25 protein-coding genes and 1 riboswitch are annotated in these 25,082 nt (G+C 43.1%); of the genes, 7 read left to right on the forward strand and 18 right to left on the reverse strand.

The annotated features are described in order from the left end of the window. Positions 1 to 172 precede the first annotated feature (172 nt). The 8 genes from AS030_RS08530 to mutM form a co-directional block, all read right to left on the reverse strand. Entirely contained in the window at positions 173 to 970 is a 798-nt protein-coding gene (locus tag AS030_RS08530; RefSeq protein ID WP_061970530.1) for a formate/nitrite transporter family protein, read from the reverse strand. A 167-nt stretch (positions 971 to 1,137) separates the two neighbouring features. Beyond that, positions 1,138 to 2,271: a Gfo/Idh/MocA family protein gene (locus AS030_RS08535; protein WP_061970532.1), complete on the reverse strand. Its 1,134-nt coding sequence runs from the start codon at positions 2,269 to 2,271 to the stop codon at positions 1,138 to 1,140. 16 nt (positions 2,272 to 2,287) lie between these two features. After that, complete coding sequence (locus AS030_RS08540; RefSeq protein ID WP_061970535.1) at positions 2,288 to 3,310, reverse strand: Gfo/Idh/MocA family protein; 1,023 nt, start codon at positions 3,308 to 3,310, stop codon at positions 2,288 to 2,290. A 17-nt stretch (positions 3,311 to 3,327) separates the two neighbouring features. Further along, on the reverse strand, positions 3,328 to 4,476 hold the full coding sequence (locus tag AS030_RS08545) for a GntR family transcriptional regulator (protein WP_061970538.1): 1,149 nt from the start codon (positions 4,474 to 4,476) through the stop codon (positions 3,328 to 3,330). Between the two features lie 110 nt (positions 4,477 to 4,586). Continuing rightward, on the reverse strand, positions 4,587 to 5,417 hold the full coding sequence (locus AS030_RS08550) for a carbohydrate ABC transporter permease (protein ID WP_061970541.1): 831 nt from the start codon (positions 5,415 to 5,417) through the stop codon (positions 4,587 to 4,589). 15 nt (positions 5,418 to 5,432) lie between these two features. Then, positions 5,433 to 6,287 carry a carbohydrate ABC transporter permease gene (locus AS030_RS08555; protein WP_240482296.1) on the reverse strand — a complete coding sequence of 285 codons (855 nt, stop codon included), beginning with the start codon at positions 6,285 to 6,287 and terminating at the stop codon, positions 5,433 to 5,435. A gap of 102 nt (positions 6,288 to 6,389) precedes the next feature. Then, positions 6,390 to 7,772, reverse strand: coding sequence for an extracellular solute-binding protein (locus tag AS030_RS08560; RefSeq protein WP_061970544.1), 1,383 nt, complete (start codon positions 7,770 to 7,772; stop codon positions 6,390 to 6,392). Between the two features lie 214 nt (positions 7,773 to 7,986). Next, on the reverse strand, positions 7,987 to 8,796 hold the full coding sequence (gene mutM / locus AS030_RS08565; protein ID WP_061970547.1) for a bifunctional DNA-formamidopyrimidine glycosylase/DNA-(apurinic or apyrimidinic site) lyase: 810 nt from the start codon (positions 8,794 to 8,796) through the stop codon (positions 7,987 to 7,989). A 123-nt stretch (positions 8,797 to 8,919) separates the two neighbouring features. Here mutM and AS030_RS08570 point away from each other — a divergent pair, with 123 nt between their 5' ends. Continuing rightward, positions 8,920 to 9,276 (forward strand): DUF2512 family protein, encoded by a 357-nt coding sequence (locus AS030_RS08570; protein ID WP_061970549.1) that lies wholly within the window; start codon positions 8,920 to 8,922, stop codon positions 9,274 to 9,276. A 64-nt stretch (positions 9,277 to 9,340) separates the two neighbouring features. Here AS030_RS08570 and AS030_RS08575 read toward each other — a convergent pair whose 3' ends face one another. Further along, positions 9,341 to 10,540, reverse strand: coding sequence for a phosphoglycerate dehydrogenase (locus tag AS030_RS08575; RefSeq protein ID WP_061970551.1), 1,200 nt, complete (start codon positions 10,538 to 10,540; stop codon positions 9,341 to 9,343). A gap of 112 nt (positions 10,541 to 10,652) precedes the next feature. Continuing rightward, a riboswitch (ZMP/ZTP riboswitch) is annotated at positions 10,653 to 10,731 on the reverse strand. A 271-nt stretch (positions 10,732 to 11,002) separates the two neighbouring features. Next, positions 11,003 to 11,500, reverse strand: coding sequence for a metallophosphoesterase family protein (locus tag AS030_RS08580; protein WP_082635744.1), 498 nt, complete (start codon positions 11,498 to 11,500; stop codon positions 11,003 to 11,005). 202 nt (positions 11,501 to 11,702) lie between these two features. Between AS030_RS08580 and AS030_RS08585 the strand changes: the two genes are divergently transcribed. Together AS030_RS08585 and putP are read left to right on the forward strand one after the other, a co-directional pair. Continuing rightward, a complete protein-coding gene (locus AS030_RS08585; protein ID WP_061970553.1) occupies positions 11,703 to 13,091 on the forward strand; it encodes a peptide MFS transporter in 1,389 nt (462 codons plus the stop codon). A 301-nt stretch (positions 13,092 to 13,392) separates the two neighbouring features. Next, complete coding sequence (putP, locus tag AS030_RS08590; RefSeq protein ID WP_061970555.1) at positions 13,393 to 14,886, forward strand: sodium/proline symporter PutP; 1,494 nt, start codon at positions 13,393 to 13,395, stop codon at positions 14,884 to 14,886. Between the two features lie 40 nt (positions 14,887 to 14,926). Here the strand turns inward: putP and AS030_RS08595 are convergent, their stop codons facing one another. From AS030_RS08595 to AS030_RS08625, 7 genes are all read right to left on the reverse strand, one after another. Next, positions 14,927 to 15,112, reverse strand: a complete 186-nt coding sequence (locus AS030_RS08595; protein WP_061970556.1) for a hypothetical protein — start codon at positions 15,110 to 15,112, stop codon at positions 14,927 to 14,929. A gap of 99 nt (positions 15,113 to 15,211) precedes the next feature. Beyond that, positions 15,212 to 16,123 carry an oxygen-dependent tRNA uridine(34) hydroxylase TrhO gene (trhO, locus tag AS030_RS08600; RefSeq protein WP_061970558.1) on the reverse strand — a complete coding sequence of 304 codons (912 nt, stop codon included), beginning with the start codon at positions 16,121 to 16,123 and terminating at the stop codon, positions 15,212 to 15,214. 169 nt (positions 16,124 to 16,292) lie between these two features. Further along, positions 16,293 to 16,763, reverse strand: a complete 471-nt coding sequence (locus AS030_RS08605; RefSeq protein ID WP_061970560.1) for a hypothetical protein — start codon at positions 16,761 to 16,763, stop codon at positions 16,293 to 16,295. Next, positions 16,764 to 17,987, reverse strand: coding sequence for a DEAD/DEAH box helicase (locus tag AS030_RS08610; protein ID WP_061970563.1), 1,224 nt, complete (start codon positions 17,985 to 17,987; stop codon positions 16,764 to 16,766). A 5-nt stretch (positions 17,988 to 17,992) separates the two neighbouring features. Continuing rightward, positions 17,993 to 18,520, reverse strand: coding sequence for a hypothetical protein (locus AS030_RS08615; RefSeq protein WP_061970565.1), 528 nt, complete (start codon positions 18,518 to 18,520; stop codon positions 17,993 to 17,995). Positions 18,521 to 18,670: 150 nt separating this feature from the next. Beyond that, a complete protein-coding gene (locus tag AS030_RS08620) occupies positions 18,671 to 19,045 on the reverse strand; it encodes a YppE family protein (protein ID WP_240482243.1) in 375 nt (124 codons plus the stop codon). 62 nt (positions 19,046 to 19,107) lie between these two features. Further along, positions 19,108 to 19,626, reverse strand: coding sequence for a MerR family transcriptional regulator (locus AS030_RS08625; protein WP_061970570.1), 519 nt, complete (start codon positions 19,624 to 19,626; stop codon positions 19,108 to 19,110). 191 nt (positions 19,627 to 19,817) lie between these two features. Between AS030_RS08625 and AS030_RS24545 the strand changes: the two genes are divergently transcribed. Continuing rightward, on the forward strand, positions 19,818 to 19,940 hold the full coding sequence (locus AS030_RS24545; protein WP_276203847.1) for a hypothetical protein: 123 nt from the start codon (positions 19,818 to 19,820) through the stop codon (positions 19,938 to 19,940). A 286-nt stretch (positions 19,941 to 20,226) separates the two neighbouring features. Here AS030_RS24545 and AS030_RS08635 read toward each other — a convergent pair whose 3' ends face one another. Further along, complete coding sequence (locus AS030_RS08635) at positions 20,227 to 21,213, reverse strand: DUF2515 family protein (RefSeq protein WP_061970575.1); 987 nt, start codon at positions 21,211 to 21,213, stop codon at positions 20,227 to 20,229. Between the two features lie 109 nt (positions 21,214 to 21,322). Here AS030_RS08635 and AS030_RS08640 point away from each other — a divergent pair, with 109 nt between their 5' ends. From AS030_RS08640 to AS030_RS08650, 3 genes are all read left to right on the forward strand, one after another. Then, positions 21,323 to 21,571: a glutaredoxin family protein gene (locus tag AS030_RS08640; RefSeq protein WP_061970577.1), complete on the forward strand. Its 249-nt coding sequence runs from the start codon at positions 21,323 to 21,325 to the stop codon at positions 21,569 to 21,571. 84 nt (positions 21,572 to 21,655) lie between these two features. Continuing rightward, entirely contained in the window at positions 21,656 to 22,282 is a 627-nt protein-coding gene (gene recU / locus AS030_RS08645) for a Holliday junction resolvase RecU (protein WP_061970579.1), read from the forward strand. Between the two features lie 58 nt (positions 22,283 to 22,340). After that, positions 22,341 to 25,037, forward strand: coding sequence for a PBP1A family penicillin-binding protein (locus tag AS030_RS08650; protein ID WP_061970582.1), 2,697 nt, complete (start codon positions 22,341 to 22,343; stop codon positions 25,035 to 25,037). Positions 25,038 to 25,082: the final 45 nt, after the last annotated feature.

A 25,082-nucleotide genomic window follows, 5' to 3' on the forward strand; every position in this document is an offset into this window, starting at 1 on the left:
ATCCCCGTTTAGAAAGTTTTCCTAAGTAACTTGAGCATATAACATATACTACCTCGTTTCATGTTATATGTAAGGTTTTCTAACACCATTTCTTTGCTCCACCAAACACACGTGTGAGATTATCCAAACAAAAAAAGCTCTTACGATTCTTCGCAAGAGCTATTCGAACACTTTAGGAAATTTTTCTTTTCGCTTTGTCCTTTATATTTTTATGGTAGGTAAAAAAGTAAACGAATCCTACAAATACAGCTCCACCAATTATGTTACCAATAAAGGTAGGGATGACATTTGCGATGAAATCCATCCATGTGTAATAACCGGCAAAGATTGCAGCCGGAATGAGGAACATATTAGCGACCACGTGCTGAAAGCCAATAGCTACAAACGCCATGATTGGAAACCAGATTCCTAAAATTTTCCCGACAACATCATCAGCTCCATACGCCAGCCAAATGGCCAGACAAACGAGCCAGTTGCAGCCAATACCTGAAATTAACGTTTGGAAAAACGACTCTTCCAGTTTTCCCTGTGCAATGGCCAGTGTCTTAGCGAGAAAAGGTCCTGTTTCCGTCAGTCCCACTACATGTCCAAAAAAATAGGCCACAAAAAGTGCTCCGATCAAATTGGCAATCGTGACAAAGACCCAATTCTTCAGCAGGCCTTTCCATGTAATCCTTTTCGCGTACAATGCCATTGGCACAGACATCATATTGCCCGTAATTAACTCACTTCCCGCAAGAACAACGAGTACAAGCCCGACCGGAAAAACGGCTGCCCCAAGAAAAGAGCCAAAGCTTCCCCAGTCTTTCGGCAGGTTGCCACTGACCCGGATATCAAGCAAAAACCCAAGTGCAATGAAAGCTCCGCCTAAGAAACCGAGGATTAGGAGCGTCAATACCGGTGATCGTGCTTTATCAACGCCTGCCTCAATGGCGATTTCACTAACTCTATCCGGCTTATTAAATGCCATGGTGATGCCTCCCTGTTGATAGTTTAAAAGCCAAATGCAAATACTTATATATTTTTAGAATTTAGCCCAATATTAGGAAGTATAAACCTGTAAAGGTGTTATGTAAACTAAAATTCCCCTATAAAAAAAGCGGCAGAGAGCTTCTCTGCCGCTTTTTAGCTATTCAATTATTGTAGCACCTGATCTGTTCTTTTTTCATCGGGTATTTCCTTTTCATTATCGTCAAAATAAACCGCCTGCCCTGTTCTTGCCGATTCGTATATCGCTTCCAAAATTTCCGTTACAACGAGCGCTTGCTCCGGTTTCACCACTGGTTCCTTATTATTCAGGAGAGCATCGATCCAAAGTCTTGCTTCATGATCAGCATCGCTTTCCTGGTCTGCATCATAGAACGCAACGCCTTTTCCATCAATTTGAATTTGATTGGTGTAAAGTTTGCCGAGATCTTCTCCATTGATCCTCAGGCCATCGTGCATATCTGCTCCTCCCTCTGTTCCGCATAACGTACAGCGGGCTTCACCTGTATGCAGTGTATTGAGCGCCCAGCTGGTCTCAAGCGAAATGGTCGCGCCATTTTTCATCGTAATCATGCCAAATGCAGAGTCCTCTACTTTAAATTTGTCAGGATCCCAGGAACCCCAGGCATTGGCTGCATCTTTTTTCTGTCCTAATTTATGAAACGTCGTGCCAAGAACAGCTTTTGGTTCATAGTTGTTCATCATCCACAGCGTCATATCCAGTGAATGGGTTCCAATATCAATGAGTGAGCCTCCACCCTGCTTTTCTTCGTCTAAAAAGACTCCCCATGTCGGTACCGCACGACGGCGGATGGCGTGAGCTCTTGCATAATAGATGTCTCCAAAGTCACCTCGCTCGCACAGCTTGTGCAAATGCCAGCTGTCGGCACGGAATCTGTACTGATATCCGATAGTCAGCTTCTTCCCTGTTCGTTTTGCTGCATCGACCATGCGCCTCGCATCGGCCGACGTCTTGGCCATTGGTTTTTCGCACATGACATGCTTGTCGGCTTCAAGCGAATCAATGGTAATTTCTGCGTGAGAGTGATTGGGCGTGCAGACATGCACTACATCCACGTCTTCATTTTGAAGGAGTTCTTTGTAATCGATGTAGACTTTTGCATCGTTTATTCCAAAATCCCTGGCTGCTTTTATCGCCCTTTCTTCCTCAATATCACAAAAAGCGATAAGCTCCACCTCATCAATCTTTGACAAACTCGGCATATGCTTTCCATTGGCAATTCCGCCGCACCCAATGATTCCGATTCTAATTTTTTTAGACATATATGTTCCCCCTTAATTATTTATTAAATTGAACTTCCTTCATTTCAGAAACCAATATTCTTCGTCCTTCACGATTAGACTTTTCAGCCGCTTCATTAATGAGAGTCAGGTCACAAACATCCTTTTTTGTGATCGTTGTTTTCTCATCCTTTACGATGGAGGATATCCATTGTTCCATCGGCATAGGGAGTGCTTCAGGCAGTTGGTCTGGAGTTATCCAACCGTCTTTCCCAACAGAAGAGCTGTTCAGCCTGACCTGATTTTCCTCGATGAGCAATGCTCCTTTTGTGCCGTATAGCTCCAGCTTAAACGGGCTGTTTTCCGATAAAAAACCCGTTTCTATCGTTCCGAGAGCCCCGGATTCGTAATGAATCAGCACGGTTGCATTCTCTTCCACCACTCTTTCACTGCTTTGCTGAAAGATGGCGGTGACAGAGGCAGCAGGGCCAGCCAGTCTGTTGGTCAAATAAATGGGATGGGCGCCGAGATCGATCAATGCCCCTCCTCCGCACGCTTCTTTATCAAAAAAATGTTCAGGAAGCCAGCCATTTTTACTGCCAGCTGAGGGAACCGCCCCGTTATGCGCGAGCCGGCAGCGGATCGAGGTTAAATCACCAATCCAGCCCTGATCCAAAGCATGCTGTGCATACAAATAATAATCCGAAGTTAAACGGGGAAGGGAAACCATCAGCTTGATTCCCGCTTTTTCGGCCGCGTCATAAATTTCTTCACACTCTGCTGTCGTAAATGCCAGCACCTTTTCCGTAAACACATGCTTCTTGTGCTCGATGGCAGCCATAATGATTTCTTTGTGCTTGTTGGTCGGCGTATTCACGATGACGGCATCAATTTCGGGATTTTCCAGTATAACTTCCAAATCTTTTTCGAATCCCACACCCAGTTCCTGAGCCCATTTTCTCCCGCGGTCTTCCTCCTCATCCCAAACCATGTGAATGGCAATGGAAGGATTATTGTTTGCGTCTCTGGCGTAGTCATCGGCATGAACATGCCATCGGCTCAGCATTGCGGCTTGTATCATTTACAATCACACTCCTGTTAAAATGATTTACTGGTTTGTTTGACAGGTATTCTGTTCATCGAACACGTCGAATTTCCTTCAACAAGTTGGGCATCCAGAAATTCTTTTTTTATTTCTAGATTTCCGTTCATCATCTCCACTAAGCGGTTCATGGCCAAGCGTCCCATCTCTCTTTCATTTTGCCGCAGGTGTGTAAATTCCCAACCGCTTAAATTATTATCGTGTGCATCAAAGCAAAGAATGGACAGATCCTCAGGTACACGCAGACCGAGCTGGTCAGCCGCTCGTTTGGCCAGGACAGCAATATTGTGCTCGATCGCGAACAATGCAGTCATTTCCGGATGCTTCTTCAGATGATTCTTGATGATATCAATGTCATGCTCAGGCGTGATGTTCTGGCTGAAGGCAATCGGCAGCGACTTTTTTAAGTCCGTACACCATAATTGCCGGTTCACGATTTTGTTTTGTTCCTCATAGGCTTGCAATATGCCCGAAAAACGGTCGACAATCGTGGTTGTTTCAATGATGGAAGGCGCGAGAACGCCAATGTGTTCATGACCTAAATTAAATAAGTGTTTCATTCCTTTTTTCGCTGCTTTAATGTTGTCAGTGGATACAAAAGCTGCCCCGACTCCTTTAAACGTCCGGTCAATCAGAACCAGTGGATACTCCGCGATAATCATTTTTAAAATTTCCGTTCCATAATGCTCCGCCTGAGCAGGATAAAGGATTAATCCATCTACCCCATACCCTATCAGCTGTCTGATCGCCTCTGCTTCTTTTTCAACAGAGCCAAGCGTCCGTTTGAAGATCACAAAGCACCTCTCACCGGCCGCTTCTTCAATGCTCGATATCACTTTTGATACATAGCTGTCATCAAAATCTGTTATGACAAGTCCCACCAGAAAGTTATTTTTACTTTTTTCGAGAGTTTCCGAACTTTCCTGGCTGTCCTTCATGTCGGAAACAAATGTGCCTTTTCCACGCTGGCGGAAGACGAGTCCTTCTGTAACCAGCAGTTCGATGGCTTTTTTGCTTGTGATTCTGCTCACCTGAAAAGAGTTCGATAACTCTTTTTCAGAAGGCACACGTTCGCCTGCCGCGTATTTGCCATTCATGATGTTTCTTTTGATTGATTGATAGACTTGTTTGTATAAAGGCTCCATAAAACCACTCCAAAACCAGAAATATGTATACAAAAATTCGGAAAACGCATACATATTTATTATACCTGAATGGTCAGATAATTCTAACACTCATGCTTATTTCTGTAAATTTATCCCTTGGAAGCTCCACCAAGGCTGAAGCCCTGTGACATAAACCGCTGAGAAAAAATATAAAGCACGATTGCCGGGAAGGTATACATAATCGAAAAGGCAGCAAGTTTTCCATACTCCACCATGCCAAAGTTCCCGAAAAACTGATAAATGGTAACCGAAGCTGGCAATTTTTCCGGTGTTTGAATCAAAATATATGGAACAAAGAAATTGCCCCAGCTTCCTGAAAAGGTAAAGATGCCGACTGTACAAATTCCGGGAATCATTAAGGGGGCCACAATCCGTTTGAGTCCTTGCCATACGGACGCGCCATCAATCCATGCTGATTCTTCAAGTTCGAGCGGAACAGCATCCATAAAATTCTTCAGCATCCAGATCGCATACGGCAAGCCGGCAGCTGTTAAAAAAAACATTGTTCCCCAAAGGGAATCTTGAAGCTTCATATAAATAAAAAGCTGATAAACCGGGACCATGACTGCCGTTATTGGCAAAGAGGTCATGAATAAAATGGTGAACATAAACGGCTTTTTATACCTGAGCTGATACCTGGATAGAGGGTACGCAGCAAGACCCGCCACGAGGACAACGAGCAGCCCCTGTCCCATTGAAAGAAGAAGCCCGATGATAAACGCACGGATATTCACAGGGTCCGTTATGACACTTTTAAAATTATCCATTGTAAATGCTGACGGCACTTTAATCGAAGAATTGGCATTGGGATCAACCGAAGCAACAACCACCCAAAGCAGTGGCAGAAGGAACAAAACACCAATCACCGTTAAAATGCTGTACGGCAGCACTTTTTCAACCTTTATCGATTTCCGTTTCATTATTCTTCTCCCCCCCTACACTTTAACCTTCATCGATTTTAAATAAAGTACACTTACAAGCACTCCAATTAACAAAAGGATCAGCGAAATGGCCGTGCCATATCCGAGCTGATAGTTTACAAAGGCCTGGTTGTACATAAAAATAGGCAGTGTCTGTGTTGATGTTCCAGGACCCCCTCCAGTCATTGCGTAGATCAAAGTGAACACGCCTAACGTTTGAAGAGTAACCAGTATCATATTGGTTACTACTGAACCTTTGATCATGGGCAATACAATTTTGTAAAGCACCTGAAACCTTGAGGCACCATCTACCACTGCCGCCTCTTCAATGCTTTTGGGCACATCATCAAGCGCTGCCTGAAAGACCAGCATGGAAAACGCCGTTCCATGCCAGATGTTTGCGATAATGACACTTGCCATCGGAAAAGTGAAAAGCCAGGCTACAGGCTTTAAGCCCACCTGCTGAAGCAGAGCATTCAGTGTTCCGCTGTCATTTAAAAATGCCACCCAGCAGAATGCGACCACAATCTCTGGTGTTACCCAGCCGGCTATGATAATAATTCCGATCACACGCCGAAATGCAGGATTTTTTTCTTTCATCAGAAGAGCAAGAATAAATCCAAGCACCTGCTGTCCGATAATAGCTGAAAACAGTAAAAATATCACAGTCTTCATCACGCTAATCCGAAAGTTGGGATCCTGAAACATATTCAGGAAGTTGCTGAATCCAACAAACTGTGTGGATTGTGCCTCACTGCCTGTGAGCGATAAATTGGTAAACGCAAAATAAAAGGTTAAAAGAATGGGTCCAATAAAGAAAATAAGCAGCAATAACCAGGCCGGCAGCAAAAATAGAGCGGAGGCCCACAGCTTTCTGTTTTGCTTTTTACGAGAGGAGGATCCTCCATCAACCGCAGTTGACGAAGAGATCACAGGGTGTGCATCCACAAGAATCACTCCTTTCCATACAAGTTAACGTTCGATCACCTTGTCTTTTCCCACGACGCGAGTTACGTTTTTCTTGTAGTTTTCAACCGCCTGTTTTGGTGAGAGCTTGTCTGTTACCACATCTTCAACAGTTGATTGAATAACCGTTGACACAGATGGATATTTATCAACAGAGGGCCTGAAATGAGTGTTCTTCAAAAACTCTGATGCCTCTTTAAACATCGGCAGATCCAGATACTCCTTCTCTTTTGAAACATCCTTACGCGGTGACAAATTGTTTTCTTTCAGCAGCAGTTTAAGGTTGTTTTCTTTTGAGGAAACAAATTTAATGAACTCCCACGATAAATCCTTGTTATCTGATTTTTTGGGAATGGAGAACGCCCATCCGCCTGACATTGAAGTTGTTCCAGGCGCTTGCCCCTTTTGTGTTGGCATTGCCGTAAAGCCAAGCTTATCAAATGCCTCTGGCCAAGGAGCGGGCCCGTCTTTCCGGTAGTTCCCAGCCTGCCAGATTCCGTCCAGGCCAATTCCGATTTTCCCTTTCGGCATCAGCTGGGTATAAGCAATCGTTCCACCCTGCCCATTGAGAACTTGGGATAAATTCGGTCCGAGCTTTTCTTTATAAATCGTATCAATGAATGTATACGTATCCTCCAGCCCAGGGCTATTAACAATCCATTTTTGCTTGTTCTCATCGTATAAAGGATCCTCTGTTCCGTACAATAGCATTTCAAATGTCTGCATGGATGTGGCTTCACCAGTTGCTTTTCCGGAATTCATCCACATAGGAATCACATCAGGAGACTTCTTTTTAATCGTTCGAGCAGCGGTTAATATATCATCCCACGACTTTGGCTCCCATGGCACCGGCAGACCTGCTTTTTTAAATACTTCCTTGTTATACCAAAGTCCGCGTGAATCAGTATTAAAAGGCACACCATATGTTTTTCCGTCCTGTGCTTTTACACCATTTTTAACATTATCAATATATTGATCCCATTCATCCCAGCTTTCGATCCTGTTATCAAGCGGTTCAAGGTACCCTGCGCTGGCATCGGAGTTCACCATAAAAGTATCTTCTGTCACGATGTCAGGCGCCGATTGGTCCGATTTCAGCATGAGCGCAACCTTTGCAAAATAATCACCTTCCGAAGCGCTGATGGGCGATAGCTTAATATTTGCTTTTGGATGCTCTTTTTTGAACGCAGGGATTATGTCGTTATTCAACCATTGTGTCAGTCCTTTATTCGTTCCTCCACCATCACGGAACGTAATGCTGATTGTGTTTTTATCACCTGCCGTTTTTTTCCCTGAAGCGGAATCACTGTCCGAACATGCCGAGCTAAAAAGGACACTTCCTGCGATCACTGTTACAGCCGCAAGTTTTTTACAGCTTTTTACTTTCATTTCAACCCCTCCTCAATATTAATGGAATGTATGTAGATTCTTGGAGGTAAGTATGATAGCGCTTTCAAATTGAATTAAAAAAGGCCTCCTTTCTGAATTTTCAGTAAATAGTTCCTATCAATAACTTAAATGATATAGATGATATATGTCAACATATTATTTAATAAAAAAAGGAGACATTTCTGTCTCCTTGCATAATTATGGTCTTTACCGATTATTTCTGGCAGTCAGGACATGAAAATGATTTTCTGGAAGCAATCTCTGTTTTTTGAATACGTGTTCCACAGCGCCTGCAAGGTTGGCCTTCTCTGTCATATACCAGCAAATGGTGGTTATATCCACCTGTCTTTTGGTCTCCCTTATAGGTGGGATTCTCCATATAACCACCGTGTTCAATACCCCTCGTGAGTATAGGTTGAATGGCTTGAAACAGCAGGCGGACTTGGTCCTTAGTCAACTCAGAAGCTTTTCGTTCCGGCTGTAGCCGGGCCTGCCAGCAAATTTCATCGGAATAACAATTTCCAATCCCTGCGATAAACTTCTGGTCAATGAGCACTGCTTTCAGTGTTCCCCTTTTCTTGCTTATATGCTCTAGAAAGATTTTTTCTGTAAAATTCGGATCCAACGGTTCAGGACCCAGTTCCTCCAATTTTTCTTTCAATTGCGCTGCTGTTAATAAATGAAGGTAGCCCAATCTAAGCCCAATAAAATACAGCTTTCGATCACCAAAAGACAATACCACCTGCTTGGTTCTCTCAGGGTTGTCTTCGTCATTTCCAATGTACATCCAGCCTCCGAGCATGAGGTGAAGAAGCAGGGCATATCCGTTATTCAATTGGAAAATCAAATGTTTGGCCCGCCTTCTGATGTCAGTAATCATGGCTCCTCTCACACGGGCAGTGAAAAGCGATGGATTAAGATTAATGGATTTTTCCCGGTTAATCTCCACTTGCGTAATGGGTCTGCCTTTTAATTGATTCGATAAAATCGTTCTGAAGGTTTCCATTTCTGGTAATTCCGGCATCTTTCAAACCTCCCGCTCCCATTTATTTGAGGTTTAGTATTTGCCATTTTTCTGACGTTCAGACATGAAAGTTTATCATCGTGGTTACAATATCAAAGAAGAACAGGAGGTAGGAGGTACAACATGAGCAGTCTGATCATAAAACTTATAGCGATTCCCGTTGTGTTAATTCTTTCCGCCGTTTTCCTTCCAGGCGTACATTTTGAGGACTATTGGCAAATTGCCGTTGTTGCCATCACCCTGGCGGTACTTGGTGTGCCACTCGAATATTTTGTTTTAAGAAAAGGAGTACTTTGGATCAGTGTCCTCATTGATGTTATGGTTTCATGGATCCTTGTTTACTATGCCTCGAACTTTCAATGGGAGGCATCCATGACATGGTATGGGGCCTTATTGACGAGCCTGTTGCTCGGTGTTCTGGAATATGTAACTCATCGTTTTCTTTTGGCAACCCACAGGGCTCATAGCGAACCCATTTAACTTTCAATAAAAAAGGCCGCCATTCCATTCTTGGAATGACGGTCTTTTTTCGTAAGAGAACCATTTAAATGACACGTGTTGATACAATACCTTCAATGTTTTTAATTTTTTCTTCCAGTCCCGGAATGACGTCGCCGTTTACCTTATTGTCAATATCAACAATGGTATACGCATATCCGCCCCGGCTTCTGTTCACCATGTCGGCAATATTCAAATGATAGCTGGACACCGCCTGAGTGATTTGGCCGACCATATTGGGCACATTTTCATGAAACGCGGCCACTCGAAGCTTACCTGTATATGGCAAAGAGGCGTTTGGAAAGTTAACAGAGTTCTTGATATTACCGGTTTCCAAAAATTCTTTGACCTGCCGGGTAGCCATAATGGCACAGTTTTCTTCAGATTCATTTGTGGATGCGCCAAGATGTGGAATAGAAACCGTATTCTTCATCTTCAGCACGTTTTCGTTTGGAAAATCCGTAATATAGCGGCCAACAGTACCGTCTTCCAGTGCGGCCAGCATATCAACTTCGTTTACAAGCTCACCACGGGAGAAGTTTAGGATATGCACTCCGGGTTTCATTTCGTTAAAGGCCTTTTGATTAAACATACCTTTTGTATCTGGTGTAAAGGGAACATGAACCGTAATATAGTCACACTCTTCGTACAGCTGCTCAATCGTCATCGCCCTCTGGACATTTCTGGACAGGTTCCATGCTGTGTCCACAGAGATGAATGGATCAAAACCGATAACATCCATGTCAAGATCGAGCGCATCATTGGCAACGAGCGCACCTATCGCCCCTAAACCGATCACACCTAGTGTTTTTCCTTTGATTTCTTTTCCGACAAACTGCTTTTTCCCTGCTTCAACCAGTTTTGGAATTTGGTCTCCTTCCCCTTCAAGGGTTTTTGTCCAGGCTATGCCTGCAAACAGGTTACGGGAAGAAGCCATCAGTGTAGTAAGAACCATTTCTTTTACAGCATTGGCATTTGCACCTGGAGTATTGAAAACAACAATTCCCTTTTCTGTGCATTGATCGACCGGAATATTGTTGACACCGGCTCCCGCACGCGCGATGGCTTTTAGTTCATCACCGAAAGTTAAAGCATGCATATTAAAGCTTCGTACAACAATGGCATCAGGATTTTCACTTTCATTATCAATCTTATAAATCCCGTTGCTGAAAACCTTCAATCCGCTTTCCGCGATATTGTTCAAGGTTTTGATGGTCTTTACTGTTTCCAATGCAGTTGTGGTCATTTTGGTTCTCTCCTCTTTTTTTATGGGTTTGTGTCTCGCCTCTTTGCCAAAAAGATAAGGTGAACATGCCTTGACAAATAAACGAAAAGAGGCAAAGGGATAAATATCCCCTTACCTCTGCCCAGGCGAACGGCAACGACACTATGTGCTCCCTCGCGGTGATCCGCGTTTCGCCAGTTACACATAGCCTTTAGATTTTGTATCATTCTATCAGACTTTTCCGCACGTATCAACACTTATTTCGTAAAAATTCTGTTAATATCATTCCTAGTATGGTTAAATATTCTGGAATCTGGCTGATATTGTCATTGTTGCTGGTTGAAATCATATTAATTACCGAGCAAGTTCTCATCGCTTTGTAAGATGATAAATATGTAAACACTGCTAATGTGTCATAAGGCATAAGGGATAAATTCCAATTTTTGAAAACATGAAATGAAAGGTGTATAATGATTAATAATGTTAATTTTTATTATCATAAAATATATGTTCGGCAGTCATCTCATCATCAATTGTAAGAATTGCATGGGAATAACACTTTTCCCTTCTTTTATCCGTCGGTGATCCGGGGTTTAACATTAAGACTCCGTTACGGCGATAATTTTTTGGAATATGCGAGTGGCCGAAGATGATACAATCCACATCTACTTCATTAAATGCGGCTATTGCCCTTTTTTCAGTTGTTTGTTTGGTGCCATGGCCATGAACTACACCTATAATAAATTGATTCACATTCAGTAAAAGGGTTTCATTGAAAAAATTTCTCATTTCGGGCCCGTCAACATTACCGGTTACCCCCTCAACCGGAGCATACTGCTTCAATTGATGAAGCAAATCTGGTGTCTGCCAGTCACCGGCATGGATGATTAAATCAGCAGTCTTGAGATCGGCAATTAGCCTCTCAGGTATTTTTTTAGCCATTTTGGGCATGTGAGTATCCGATAATACAACAATTTTCACAGAAAAATTCAGCTCCTTTTTTCTTTTTGATTCATTTGGCACGGGTCAATTTTCACTGTACCCGCAAGGAAAACGGTTTATGTTTTGATAATTCATTATTTTCATAATTAAATTATAATAACATTTTCCTATAATTTTCATTGACTACTAAATATTTAGTAAATTAAAATATTAATAGTTTAAATATATTGGAGGCATCAAGATGGAAGCAACTGTTAAAGTGGAGCAGGACATTCAGCTCCAGACAAAAAAGAAACATCCACCTGGCCTATACTTGCTCTTCTTCACTGAGATGTGGGAAAGATTCAGTTATTATGGCATGAGAGCAATTCTTGTTCTTTATTTAACAAAATCGTTGATTAGCGGCGGACTCGGTATGAGTGAAGGCCTTGCGCTTAGTATTTACGGATTCTTCACCGGCGCCGTTTATTTTACCCCGTTAATAGGAGGATATTTAACCGACCGTTTCTTAGGGAAACGTCTGGCGATCACCATTGGCGGTGTCACAATGGCACTTGGTAACTTTGTATTGTTTGCCAACCAAAGCCATGCGGCATTTTACATTGGGTTAGCCTTATTGATTATCGGGAATGGTTTCTTTAAGCCTAATATTTCTACACTCGTTGGGGATCTATACCCGCAAAGCGATGCACGTAAAGATGCTGCATTTACCATTTTCTATATGGGTATTAACATTGGAGCCTTTTTCTCTCCATTAATTGTTGGTTTCCTGGCTGAAGATTACTTTAAGACTACGGTAAATGGAGTGGAGCACTTCGGGTTCAAATTCGGATTCCTTGCTGCTGCGATCGGTATGATTGTCGGGCAGCTTCTGTTCAACCTTCTTGGCAATAAGTATTTGGGAGATATCGGCAAAAAGCCGGTCGGCGTTTCGCATAACACAGTCAGCACAGAAGAGAAAAAGAAACCTCTTACCAAGGCTGAAAAAAGCCGAATTAAAGTTATCTTTATTTTGACTTTCTTTGTTATTTTCTTTATGGCCGGATTTGAACAAGCCGGTAGTTCGTTAACCCTTTATACAGACAAGTTTATTGACCGTACGGTATTTGGATGGACTGTTCCAACCTCTTGGTTCCAGTCATTAAACCCTCTTTTTATCGTAATCTTTGCGCCAATTCTTTCTGTACTATGGGTAAAATTATCAAAAACGAAGCGTGGCGATTTGGCTACACCAACCAAAATGGCAACAGGCATGATCTTGCTTGGCGCCGGATTCGCTGTACTTGTCCCTGCTCTTCTTCAAACAGGAACAGGCGACTCTTCTGCTGTTAAGGCCAATATGATCTTTATGGTCCTTACCTACTTCCTTCATACGATCGGGGAGCTATGCCTGCAGCCAGTAGGTTTGTCCATGGTAAGTAAGCTTGCACCAGTTAAGCTGGCTTCACTGTTGATGGGTGTGTGGCTTGCTGGGTCCGGATTTGCAAATATTCTTGCCGGACAATTGGCTTCAACCACTGAGTCACTTGGTTATTTCGAAGTGTTTATGATTATCGGCGGTGTAACCATTTTCCTTGGTTTGGTTCTTTTAGGACTATCCAAAAAATTGGTCCAAATGTCCGCTCAATAACGTTTTGTACGAGGATTCTTGGTCCATTTTCTAATGGATCTGAATCCTCTTTTTTGTGGTGATTGCCTGACTGAAAATTTGAAATTATTTTACTTTACCTCTTTCTTATTTCCCCTGAACCTCTTGTCCTGTATACGCTCAACCTGTTTTTCCAATCGATTTGCAAACAGCTCGCGACTTGAAGGGATGTAAAGTTTTTGTTAGGTTAAGTAACCGTAAGCACTTTCGTCGGAAGAACCGGCAGCTGCTCGAAGATGAAAAAACCAGCTGTTAAAGAAAAACTTAAAAAAGGGGAGATTTGGTGCAAATTGGTGTTATCACTTCGCTGGCTATCTATATGGCCGGCATGCTAGGAATTGGATATTGGGCGTACAAGAAAACGTCCGATCTGTCAGATTACATGCTTGGGGGCAGAGGTCTCGGACCCGCGGTTACCGCGCTTTCAGCAGGAGCTTCAGACATGAGCGGATGGATGCTTATGGGTGTACCCGGAGCCATGTATGCGACCGGGCTATCAAGTATTTGGATTGCCGTAGGATTATTGATTGGAGCATATGTAAACTATCTCGTGCTTGCTCCACGCCTTCGTACCTACACTGAGGTAGCGAATGATTCCATTACTATTCCTGACTTTTTGGAAAATCGTTTTAACGACAAAGCCAGGATCTTACGATTTGCTTCAGCGATTGTCATCATCGTTTTCTTTACTTTCTATTGTTCCGCCGGATTGGTGTCAGGCGGCCGCTTGTTTGAAAGTTCTTTTAACCTTGATTACAAAGTGGGATTATTCGTTACAGTCGGAGTAGTGGTTGCTTACACGCTGTTTGGAGGTTTCCTTGCGGTAAGCTGGACCGACTTTGTACAAGGCATCATTATGTTTATTGCCCTTGTGCTTGTGCCTATTGTTGCCTTTACAGACGTAGGCGGAGTGCAATCAACGATTGATACCGTTAAACAGATGGATGCAACCAAATTTGATCTGTTTAACGGTACGTCAGCAATTGGGCTGATTTCCATGCTTGCCTGGGGACTCGGATATTTTGGACAGCCCCACATCATCGTCCGCTTTATGGCGATTACGAACATCAAAGATTTAAAAGTTGCCCGCCGTATCGGAATGGGCTGGATGGGTATTTCCTTGCTGGGAGCAGTCCTTACTGGTTTGGTCGGAATCGCATGGTTCCATAAATCAGGAATTAAACTGGGCGATCCGGAAACAGTATTTATCAAGTTTTCAACGATACTGTTTCACCCGCTGATCACCGGATTCCTGCTCGCTGCCATTCTGGCTGCGATCATGAGTACGATCTCGTCTCAGCTGCTGGTTACATCCAGTGCGATGACAGAAGACTTTTATAAAGCCTTCTTCCGCCGAGAAGCTTCAGATAAAGAGCTTGTAACCATTGGACGTTTGGCTGTATTGCTTGTAGCCGTTATTGCGTCTATCCTTGCCTACCACCCAAATGATACAATCCTGTCTCTTGTAGGCTATGCGTGGGCTGGTTTTGGTTCAGCGTTTGGTCCAGCGATTTTGCTCAGTCTTTACTGGAAACGGATGACAAAATGGGGAGCACTTGCTGGTATGATTGTCGGTGCTGTAGCTGTTATTACCTGGGTACAGTTCCCTGGTTTAAAAGAGCAGGCATATGAAATGATTCCTGGTTTCTTCCTCAGCCTTATTGCTGTTGTGGTTGTAAGTTTGTTGACGAAATCACCAACCAACAACGTACAAAACACATTTGCAGAGATGGAAGAAACATTGACAGAAGAAGTAAACAACATGAAGAACGCTTAAATAAAAAACGAGGCAGCATTGAGCTGCCTCGTTTTTTTAATTAATGTTTATTATGAAGATAATATTCTTTCATTTTTGCTTCTGCCTCTTCTGCTTTTTTCAATTCACGTTCATGAAGTTTTTTTAGGAACTTGACAGTCATCCATGCAAGGATCACGAAAATAATAAAAATAAATACAGCAGGGAGCAGTTCCAGTTTATTTTCCGGCATCTCTACATCGATCATCAACTACACACCTTCCCTGTTATCTCTCCTGTCCATTATACACCGTAGACTCCCGGCTAAAAAAGCATCCTTTTTGTCAAAGGATGCCTTTTTTACGATTTATGATGGTGCTATATTTTTCTCTGTGACATAACGGTTCCGTTCATGATCTCTGCATTGCGTGCTGCACGCTCTTTTAGACCTGTGTTCACAAGGTTCACACATTAATAGATGTTGATTGCATTCGGGATTTCCGCATTTAACATACCGCTCCTCCGGCTTTCCGCAGTGATAGCATTTGCCGACTACCTTTTCCGTTCCTGCACGATTAACCGCGACCGAGGTTCTTTCATCAAATACATAACATTTTCCGTCCCAAAGATCTCCTTTCACCTCAGGATCATAGCCATAGGAGATGATGCCGCCTTCGAGCTGGGAAACATCCTGAAATCCTTCCTTTATCAAAAATCCAGAAAACTTTTCGCAGCGGATCCCTCCTGTACAATATGTCAGCACCTTTTTATCTTTGAATTTATCAAAATTATCTCTGACCCAAGCAGGAAGTTCTCTGAAGTTTTCGATCTCCGGCCGGATGGCTCCTTTAAAGTGCCCAAGGTCGTATTCATACGTATTTCTGGCATCAAGGATTACCACATCCTCCTGCTGCAATGCTTCATAAAATTCTTTCGGGGTAAGATGTTTTCCTGTAAGTTCGTTCGGATTCACATCATCATCCAAACTTAAATTTACAATTTCCTTTTTGAGCCGGACCTTCATTTTTTTAAACGCATGATGATCCGATTCTTCAATTTTAAAAACCATATCTTGAAAACGTTCGTCGTTCTTCATACGGTTCATATATTCAGATGTTTGCTCCAACGTTCCGGAGACCGTACCATTGATCCCTTCCTTCGCCACCCAAATTCGCCCTTTCAAGCCTACTGACTTACAGTAATCAAGATGAGAGGAAACAAACGCTTCCGGATCTTCAATCGCAATATATTTATAAAACAGCAATACCTGATAATTCACTTATTTTCACTCCAATTGCGTAGTTTGAACTCAACTATCATATCAAATTTCCAAGAAAAAGGGCAGACCTCTTATTAGCGGCATTTCCCGGTGCAGCTATGTATAAAAGTATGATTCATTTGATTCTTAATAAAAAGGTCCCGTGCTCTTGGCACAGGACCTTTCCGGTTTAGGCAACCCCTTCATCCTTGAAACCTTGCGAGACAGCTTCATAATGATGTTCTAAGGAAATTCTCTTTATTTTACTGAAAAATTCATCAGGAAGCTCCTGTACGAGCTCCTTGGCGATCTTCCATGCTTGAACTTCTACAAGCAGTTCAATTTTTTTTCGTTTGAATTCATCTTCTGTCGAATCATAAAGCTCCACGAGTTTTTGCAAATAAGGATCTGTGGCGTGTCCTGCTTCATGAGCAAAAATGACACTCGCATACTCTACGAAAACATCCTCATTGGGAAACAACCACTCGCTTTGTGCCTGAATTTCTTCCAGATACAATGTGATGGACTGTTCGCCCGCATTATATTTGCCTCCGATATTCCGGTTCAGCGGGCATTTGGCTTCAATGTGAATGTCCACCGAAATATTAAAGTTTTCAGCCATTTGATTTATTTTTTGTACCAATCGTTCATTAACCAGCAATTACTTCCCCTTCTTTTTTATAAAATTACCGCTTCGCTGGGGTGTTGATTTCCTTGGATTTCTCTTTTTGGCTGGCTTCTGCTGAATCTGTGAAGCCGGCAGCAGCTGGTCCTGCTTAATCACTGCCTTTTCTGCAGGCATATTGAGCTTTTTTGCCCATTTTAACAGAACATTTTCCTCTCTTTCGGTAACCAGCGAAATGACGGTTCCTGTTTGTCCCGCTCTTCCTGTTCTGCCAGAACGGTGTATGAATTGTTTTTCGGAATCGGCGAGATCGAAATGAATAACATGTGTTAATCCGTTAATATCAAGTCCTCTGGCAGCAAGGTCTGTAGAAAGAAGCAACGCATGGTTGCTGGAACGAAATTCTCTCATTACCTTTTGCCGTTCCTGTTTTGTTGCCTGTCCGGATAATACACCTACAGTAATGCCCCGGTAAGCAAACTTGGCGGCGATCTCTTCAAGTTTTAAATTGGCCCCAAAGAAAACGATCGCTTTCATGTTCGAATGGTGTCGAATTATGCGCCTCAGATTATCTATTTTATCACGTCTTTCAGAAATCAGATAGATATTTGCAATGGACTCCCGTTCTTCCGTATCACGGCTGATTTTTATGAAATGCGGAGTATTCATCCACTCTTTGGCGATCTCTTCTGCTTTGTTAGAAATGGTTGCTGACACAAAAACAAGCTGACGATCCTTCATCGTTCCTTTAACAATATTCTGTACTTCATCCATTAATTCCATATCATAAACAATGTCAGCTTCATCGACAACAATGGTTTTCACCTCATGAAGCTTTACTTTTTTATTTTTATAAAGCTCCAGGATTCTTCCCGGTGTACCGACTATGTAATGCGGTTTTTTCTTGAGCTTTTCCACTTGCCGCTGCACATTTACCCCGCCGATTAATGTTGTCCCTGTAATGTTGCTTCCTTTCGCGTATTCCTGAAGGACCGAGTGAATTTGCATCACAAGTTCTTTAGTTGGCGCGATTACAACAGCCTGCAATGCCGTTGATAAGCTATCAATCTTATCAAGTAAGGGCAGACAATAGGCGAGCGTTTTTCCTGTCCCTGTCGGTGATTCTACGACAAGATCCTTTCGCTCAAGCATAAACGGCAGCATTTCTTTCTGAACTGGCGTTAAGGAATCGAAAGCCGCCTCCTTCCAATTCTCCTGCAAATAAGGCTGTAATTCTTGAATCGGTGTTTTTGTAGCCATAACGATTAACGTCCCCCTTTATTTAGTATTCGTTCAGCAGCAAGAAGGATCCGGTTAACATAATCCTCAAGCTGTTCACTATTTTCTTCATGCAATTTGAGATGAATCACAACATCGATTTGATTCTGGTAGCATCCTCTTGGCAAACCATAAATATAGGAAAGAGTTTGTGTAACCTCTCCATCCGTTTTCCACAGTCTTCTCATAGCTTCACCAATCCTGGAACATTCTGCATCTATATCCTGTACAGTGGTGTAAAAAGTAACAGAAAAAATACAGCCTGTACGTTCGGTTTCTCTTTCCATTATTTCATCAGCCAGATCTTCTAAACCAGCTTTTAATCCGATTTTCGCGCGGACATCCTTTTCTTTTTTGCCGCTTAACAAAACCTCTAAACTGTAGGTTCTGCTCATCGAAGCCAAGTCAACGAGGTCTTTCCGGCCGGTTACTTTTAAAACTCCTTCAAAATCAAGATCGTAAGCCATTCCCTCAAGAATAACTTTCAAGTTTTCATAGATGGTCGGATCAAACATGTAAGTACCCTTTCTTTTAAATCATTATAATACGGTACGTGAAATTATTTTAATGAATGACAATTTCATTTCTTTTATTTTACTCATTTCATCCGGCCAGCGCGAATTTATAACGGGCAAAATAAAAAAGACGGTGGCAGTTTCCGTCTTTTATGAAAGAAGCCGATCCAGCAATGTACTCAGGACATAATCAATGGATTTGATCATCTCGGTAAATCGTTTTTCCCGGGTGTCGAGCTGGAAAGCAAATACCGCAATAAAGTTCAGATTATCAAACGTATCATTTATCTGGGGCACATGGATATACTTTGGACGGTTGTTTTCCACCCACTTAAGCGCAAGGGGTTTCCATTCCTCTGTTAACATCTGGATTTCGTCGGCAAACGGCTTAACCTCGCCATAGAAGTCGACTTCATACCCTTCTTTTTTTGTTTTAGTAAGATATTGGTCCATTGCTGCTTTGTTTTTACCCAGCAGCTGTTGAGTAAGTTGAATAAGACGTTGTTCCATACGTAATGATTTCACTCCTGACCCCTCTATCCTATCAAAACAAAGGATAAAATGCACGAGCTTCCTTTAAAAGAAGGTTACAGCGTGAAAAGTCCCACCAGCCAATTGCGGCGCTGTTTTTTAAACCCTGAAGCATCTTCCTGTGCGCCATCCGGCATTTTTAAAAGTTTTACTTCAATATCTTCAATTTTTTCTTCTATTTTAACCAGCCGCTTCATCATGTCATCCATTTCTGTTGCATGCTGCAAAACCTGGTATGACAACACATCGTCTGCTTTTTCCTCCAGCTTTTTTTCCAGCTTTTCGATCTGGGCCATCAATTGATCGAACCGTTCATCAAACGCTCCTGCCGGCTTGGCGATAGGCTCAGGCGTTTTAATCTTTGCTGCTGCGATTTGAATATCTCCCATTAGCAAACCTGCGTCCAGCTGTTTTTTGATTTCCCGCAAATCTTCAATATCCTGCTCGGAAAACAGATAATGACCATGGTCGTTTTTCTGGCACGCAAGATTGAAATGCTTTACCCAGCGCTGAATGGTAGTTGGATTGACACCAAGTTCTTCCGAAACCGTTTTTGTTTTAAACACCATTTCCATTTCTAATTCCCTCCCCGTTATCTTATAACAAAAGTATTCACTCCTCTTTAGCGTTTCCCTTCACAGGTGACAAAACTAGAACTGATTCGGCAAAGAAAGTGGTTTTATTCAAAAAAACCCGCCTTTCGACACTGTTATCCTGTATGAAACAGGACCTACTGCCTAACACTACGAGAAGGAGGTGAAGAAACATGGAACAGCACGAAAACAGCCTGGAGCAGGAGCAGGAAAAAATGACAAACGCCCCTGAACAGGAAAAAAAAGAAGGATACGGCGACAAAAAACTGGAAGGCCCCAACTACCCAGCTACATAAAGAGAAAAGCTGAAGGACCCGTTTAGAGACGAAAAGCATTGGAGGTCTTTGTCATAAAAGGTTTTTTCTTTTCTGACAAAGAGTGAAATGAGCGAGTCTCTGGGTCCTGAAGTTGGATCATGAAAAGCTGAAGGACCCGTTCAGAGACGAAAAGCATTGGAGGTCTTTGTCATAAAACTTTTTTTGTTTTCTGACAAAGAGTGAAATGAGCGAGTTTCTGGGTCCTGAAGCTGGATCATGAAAAGCTGAACCTACAAAAAGTGCCCCGCTCATCCGGGACACTTTTTTAACGTTCTTTTTTCCAACCATTTTTATCTTTAAATATCAATTCCTGCAGCAAGATACCGAGCTGCAGCTGCAATTCTTTGTGGTGATACCAGTTTGTTAAGTTAATGTTTCTCGGAATAGTGAGCTTATGGTAATACGCCTGCAGGTTTTTTGTTTTCCGGCTCCAGTCGGGCAGCGAAGGACGGCCATGCTGCACAAGTGGATATATAAGCCTGAGAAGTTCCGGTTCCCGCCTCTGGTTGGGATAAACGTATTGTTCATAGTCATGCCGGGATCCGGTGTGGGGTATGACCCGCGAAAATTCATCAAAAGCTTTGGCGTACGGAGACTGAAACAATAGCCAGGCCAGCCTCCTTCCAAGCAAAATGCGGTTTTGCACCTTTCGGAAACCATGTACGGAAAAGCCGTAAATTTCTCCGTTCAGGGTGGGAAAAAGCACCGTGCTGAAATGAAGCCAATTCTGAAGCCTGTACGGCATAGACAAAAAAACACGCTTCCGGTATACCGGGTGCTCAATCACCGGTTTTTGGATCAAATGCTGTTCATTAATGATGAGGGAGGTCCAAAGCCGCTCTTCATCCCCTTTTTGCCAAAATGCAATCCATTCTTTTTGCATAAAGGCAGAAACATTAAACAATGGAAGAAGGGAGAAAAGAGGTTTTCCTGCCTCCTTGCTTTTTTCATAAAGAAGCAACTGGGGGTATGCATCGGAAAAAATGAGCCAATTCGCCCGTTCATAGGTTAGGAAAAGAAGGTTTCGATAGTGAGGCACAATGGAACGGCTGAACCATTCACCTTCAAGGTCACACATGTTATAACCCGCATTTCTAGACACAAGCGAAGCGAGAAACGACCACTTGATTTCCGGATGGTTTCTAAAAAAACGCTCATATAATACGGTACGTGAAATATTATCTAGATTGCCGGCATCCGTTCTCTGCCGGATTTCCTCCACAATGGCATTTCCCCATGCTCTGCTGGTCATACAAGCCCTCCCTTCATTTCTTTTAGCCTTTGCAACTGTTGGTAAAATATTTGTAAGACAGATAGAAAAACGCTAAAATGAAAGGATAAGAATCTGTCTGGAGGATCTCATGAAGCAAAAAGTAATCATTTACACGCAGGAAACCTGTTCCCCATGCTTTGCTGAAAAGGAATGGCTGACTTCAAAACAAATCCCATTCGAGGAACGCGATATCCGCAAAAACCCTCAATACATGAATGAAGTGATTGACCTTGGAGCCAGTGCCACTCCTGTGACCGTCATCATGGACGGAGAGTCCAAAAACATTGTGCTTGGATTCAAACAAGACGAACTGGAATCCCTTCTTCAACTGGGATAAGAAAGTGAACAAAGGGAAAAAGACTATGCCGGCCATCATGCTGACATAGTTTTTATTTGCCATTCTTTAAAAGGATGTGAAAACATGGCACCGATTCAATATCCTAATGGAAAAAAACCGTCTTCTGCCCTGTCTTCCCCTGCTTCGAAGAATAAAGTTTCTTACGGAAACCGGGGAATGACGCTGGAGGAAGATCTGAACAAAAGCAATGAATTCTATCTGGAACGGGGGATTGCCGTCATTCATAAAAAACCGACACCGGTTCAAATTGTTAATGTTGAATATCCGAAGCGGTCTGCCGCTGTGATTAAGGAAGCCTACTTTAAGCTTGCTTCTACCACCGATTATAATGGTATATACCAGGGAAAGTACATTGACTTTGAAGCGAAGGAAACAAAAAACAAAACTTCTTTTCCGCTTCGCAATTTTCATGAACACCAGATTCGGCATATGGAAGCAATCATTGCTCATGGGGGAATAGCCTTCATCATCCTGCGTTTTTCAACATTAAATGAAATCTACCTTCTCGACGCCGGCCACCTGATCCCCTATTGGAATGATCAAACGAACGGAAGAAAGTCGATACCCAAAAAAGAGATCGAGTCGCTTGGACACCCCATCTCACCGGGTTTTTTGCCGAGAATTGACTATTTGAAAATCATTGATAAAATGTACTTTCATAACGAAGATGAAGGCAAGGTTCATAAATAACGGCTTATTGACGAATAATCATAATGTACATTGCAGTTATTGAAAGGTTGATACAACTATGGCGAATGAATACCGCAGCAGGCAAGAACGAAGGCAGGCAGCCGAAAACGGCAAACAACCTGTCCCAAAAAGGAAAAAGAAGTTTCCTTTTTTTAAAGCGATTCTAGCTTTTATCGTTATCATGTTCATAATAGGAACGATTTCGGTCGGCGTCATTATGGCGAAAGCACCGAAGCTCGATCCTGACAAATTAAAAACGCCTTTATCTTCCCAGATCTATGATAAAGACGGAAAAATGGTCACCTCGCTCTTTTCCGAGCAAAATCGGGTAAAAGCTGGAATAAAGGATATCCCGCCAAACGTCCGGGATGCGTTTGTGGCAGTAGAGGATGTTCGTTTCTATAAACATCACGGTGTTGACGTGCGGCGTATTTTCGGTGCCGCCCTTGCCAATGTAACCGGCGGTTTCGGTTCACAGGGTGGAAGCACCATTACGCAGCAGGTGGTGAAAAACACCATTTTAACGAACCAAAAATCTCTGACCCGTAAAATCCAAGAAGCCTATCTGGCGATCAAGCTCGAGAAGAAATACTCGAAAGAACAAATTCTTGAAATGTATCTTAATAAGATTTATTTCGGGCATAACGTGTACGGCATCGGAACAGCAGCCAAAACCTATTTCGATGTGGACCGGCTCGATCAGCTGACGCTTCCGCAAACCGCATTGCTTGCCGGGCTTCCAAAAGCACCAAGCAACTATGATCCATTAGTTCACCCCGAAGCTGCAGAAAAACGAAGAAACGTCGTTCTGGGTCAAATGGAAAAGTACGGTTATATTACGAAGGCGGAAGCAGACAAAGCAAAAGCCACACCGGTTACGAAAGGCCTGCACAAAGGAAGCCTTCAGGAAACGCGAATCCATGAAGCTTATCTTCAACAGGTAATCAAAGACATTCAGAAGATGGATGGCATGAAAAATGTCGATGTGTTCGCCGATGGTCTGAAAATTTACACCAACATGGATACGAAAGCACAAGAAGCCACCGAAGATGTTCTGCAAAACGCTTCGTTCCTTAAAAACGAAAACAAAAAACTGCAATCAGGCATCGCGATCGTCGACACAAAAACAGGCAGCATCCGCGCCATTGGAAGCGGCCGTGAGGAAAACCTTATGAGTGCCTATTATGCTTCCGGAAATCAGCGTCAGCCAGGTTCCACCATTAAGCCAATTTTGGACTATGGTCCTGCCATTGATCATTTTAAATGGAATACCGGCCACATTTTGAAGGATTCACCTATTACAATTAATGGTTCGACCATCCATAATTTTAACGATGAGGAGTTCGGCGAGGTTTCCATGCGCCAGGCGCTTGAAAAATCAGAAAATACGCCGGCCGTCCGCACATTTATGGAAGTGGGCGAAGATAAAGCCGTTGATTTTGCCAACAAGCTTGGCATCAATATTGATTCAGCTCCTCCCGCCTACGCCATCGGAGGATTCCAAAAAGGGATCACACCGCTAAATCTTGCGGGTGCCTACGCAGCCTTTGGTAACGAAGGGGTCTACAATGCACCAACAACGATCCGAAAAATTGAATTTCCAAATGGCGACGTTGTTAAACCGGATACTAAACCGGTCAAGGCGATGAATGACTTTACCGCTTATATGATCACCGACATGCTCAAGGGTGTCATGAAAAGCGGAGGAACAGGGGCAATGGCGAATGTTCCCGGCTTAAATCTTGCCGGAAAAACAGGAACCACCAACCTGCCGAAGGAGTTCAGGGACGCCAACGGAATCCCGAAAAGTGCAACAAATGACGCCTGGATGGCGGGTTATACTCCTTCCTACTCCGCAGCCGTGTGGACAGGTTATAACAGCAAAAAGGACAATGAAGGGGTTCATTATCTGGATACAAATCAGCGGAACTATTCCAAGCTCATCTTTAAAGAGGTCATGAGCAGGCTTAACCATGACGGTTCAGATTTCAAAAAACCGAATTCAGTTGTCGATGTCACGCTTGAAAAAGGCACCAATAAAAAGGCAGGCGAATTTACACCTGAGAACGAGAAAGCGCATGAATTGTTCGTACGCGGTACAGAGCCAAATCAAGTATCAGATAAATACGACCAACCCGCTTCTATTGAAGGCCTTAAAGCCGAGTACAATAAAAAGAAAAATGCCATTGATGTAAAATGGAACTATAAAGGCAATGATAAGACCATTTATAAAGTAGCCGCCAGTGTGGATGGCACACAGGCAGCCGAACAAACGATCAAGGACCTGTCCTTTACCGTTCCTAATGCAGAAGCAGGAAAAACCTACAGCTTCCAAGTGACCGCCATCAACAGTGAAACGAATAAGGAAAGCCCGCCTGCGCAAACGTCGGTCACGGTTCCTGGCGAACAGCCTCCTGCCCAAAGTACTCCGCCTGATCAAAATAATCCTGGCGATCAAAACCAGGGTGGCAAAAAACAGCAGGGCGGCAAAAAAGAGCAGGGCGGCAATCAAAATCAGGAGCAAGGTGATCAGAACAAAAACCAAGGCAGCGAAAGTAATCAGCCTGATCAAGGCGGAAACCAGCAAGGCGGTACCGGGCAGCCAAACACGGCAGAGCCGCAAAATCCACAAGGCCCTGAAGGAAACCAAAACGGCCAGGGAAATGGCCAAGGAAATGGGAATAACCAAGATCAACGGCAGCAGCAGCGACAGAACGATCAGCAATTCCCTGCCCTTCCGGATCTTAACCAATAGAATAAAAAAGAACGCCGACCCGAGCAGCCAGGGCGGCGTTCTTTT

This window comes from Fictibacillus enclensis (assembly GCF_001457035.1).
Taxonomy (GTDB): Bacteria; Bacillota; Bacilli; order Bacillales; family Fictibacillaceae; genus Fictibacillus_C; species Fictibacillus_C enclensis.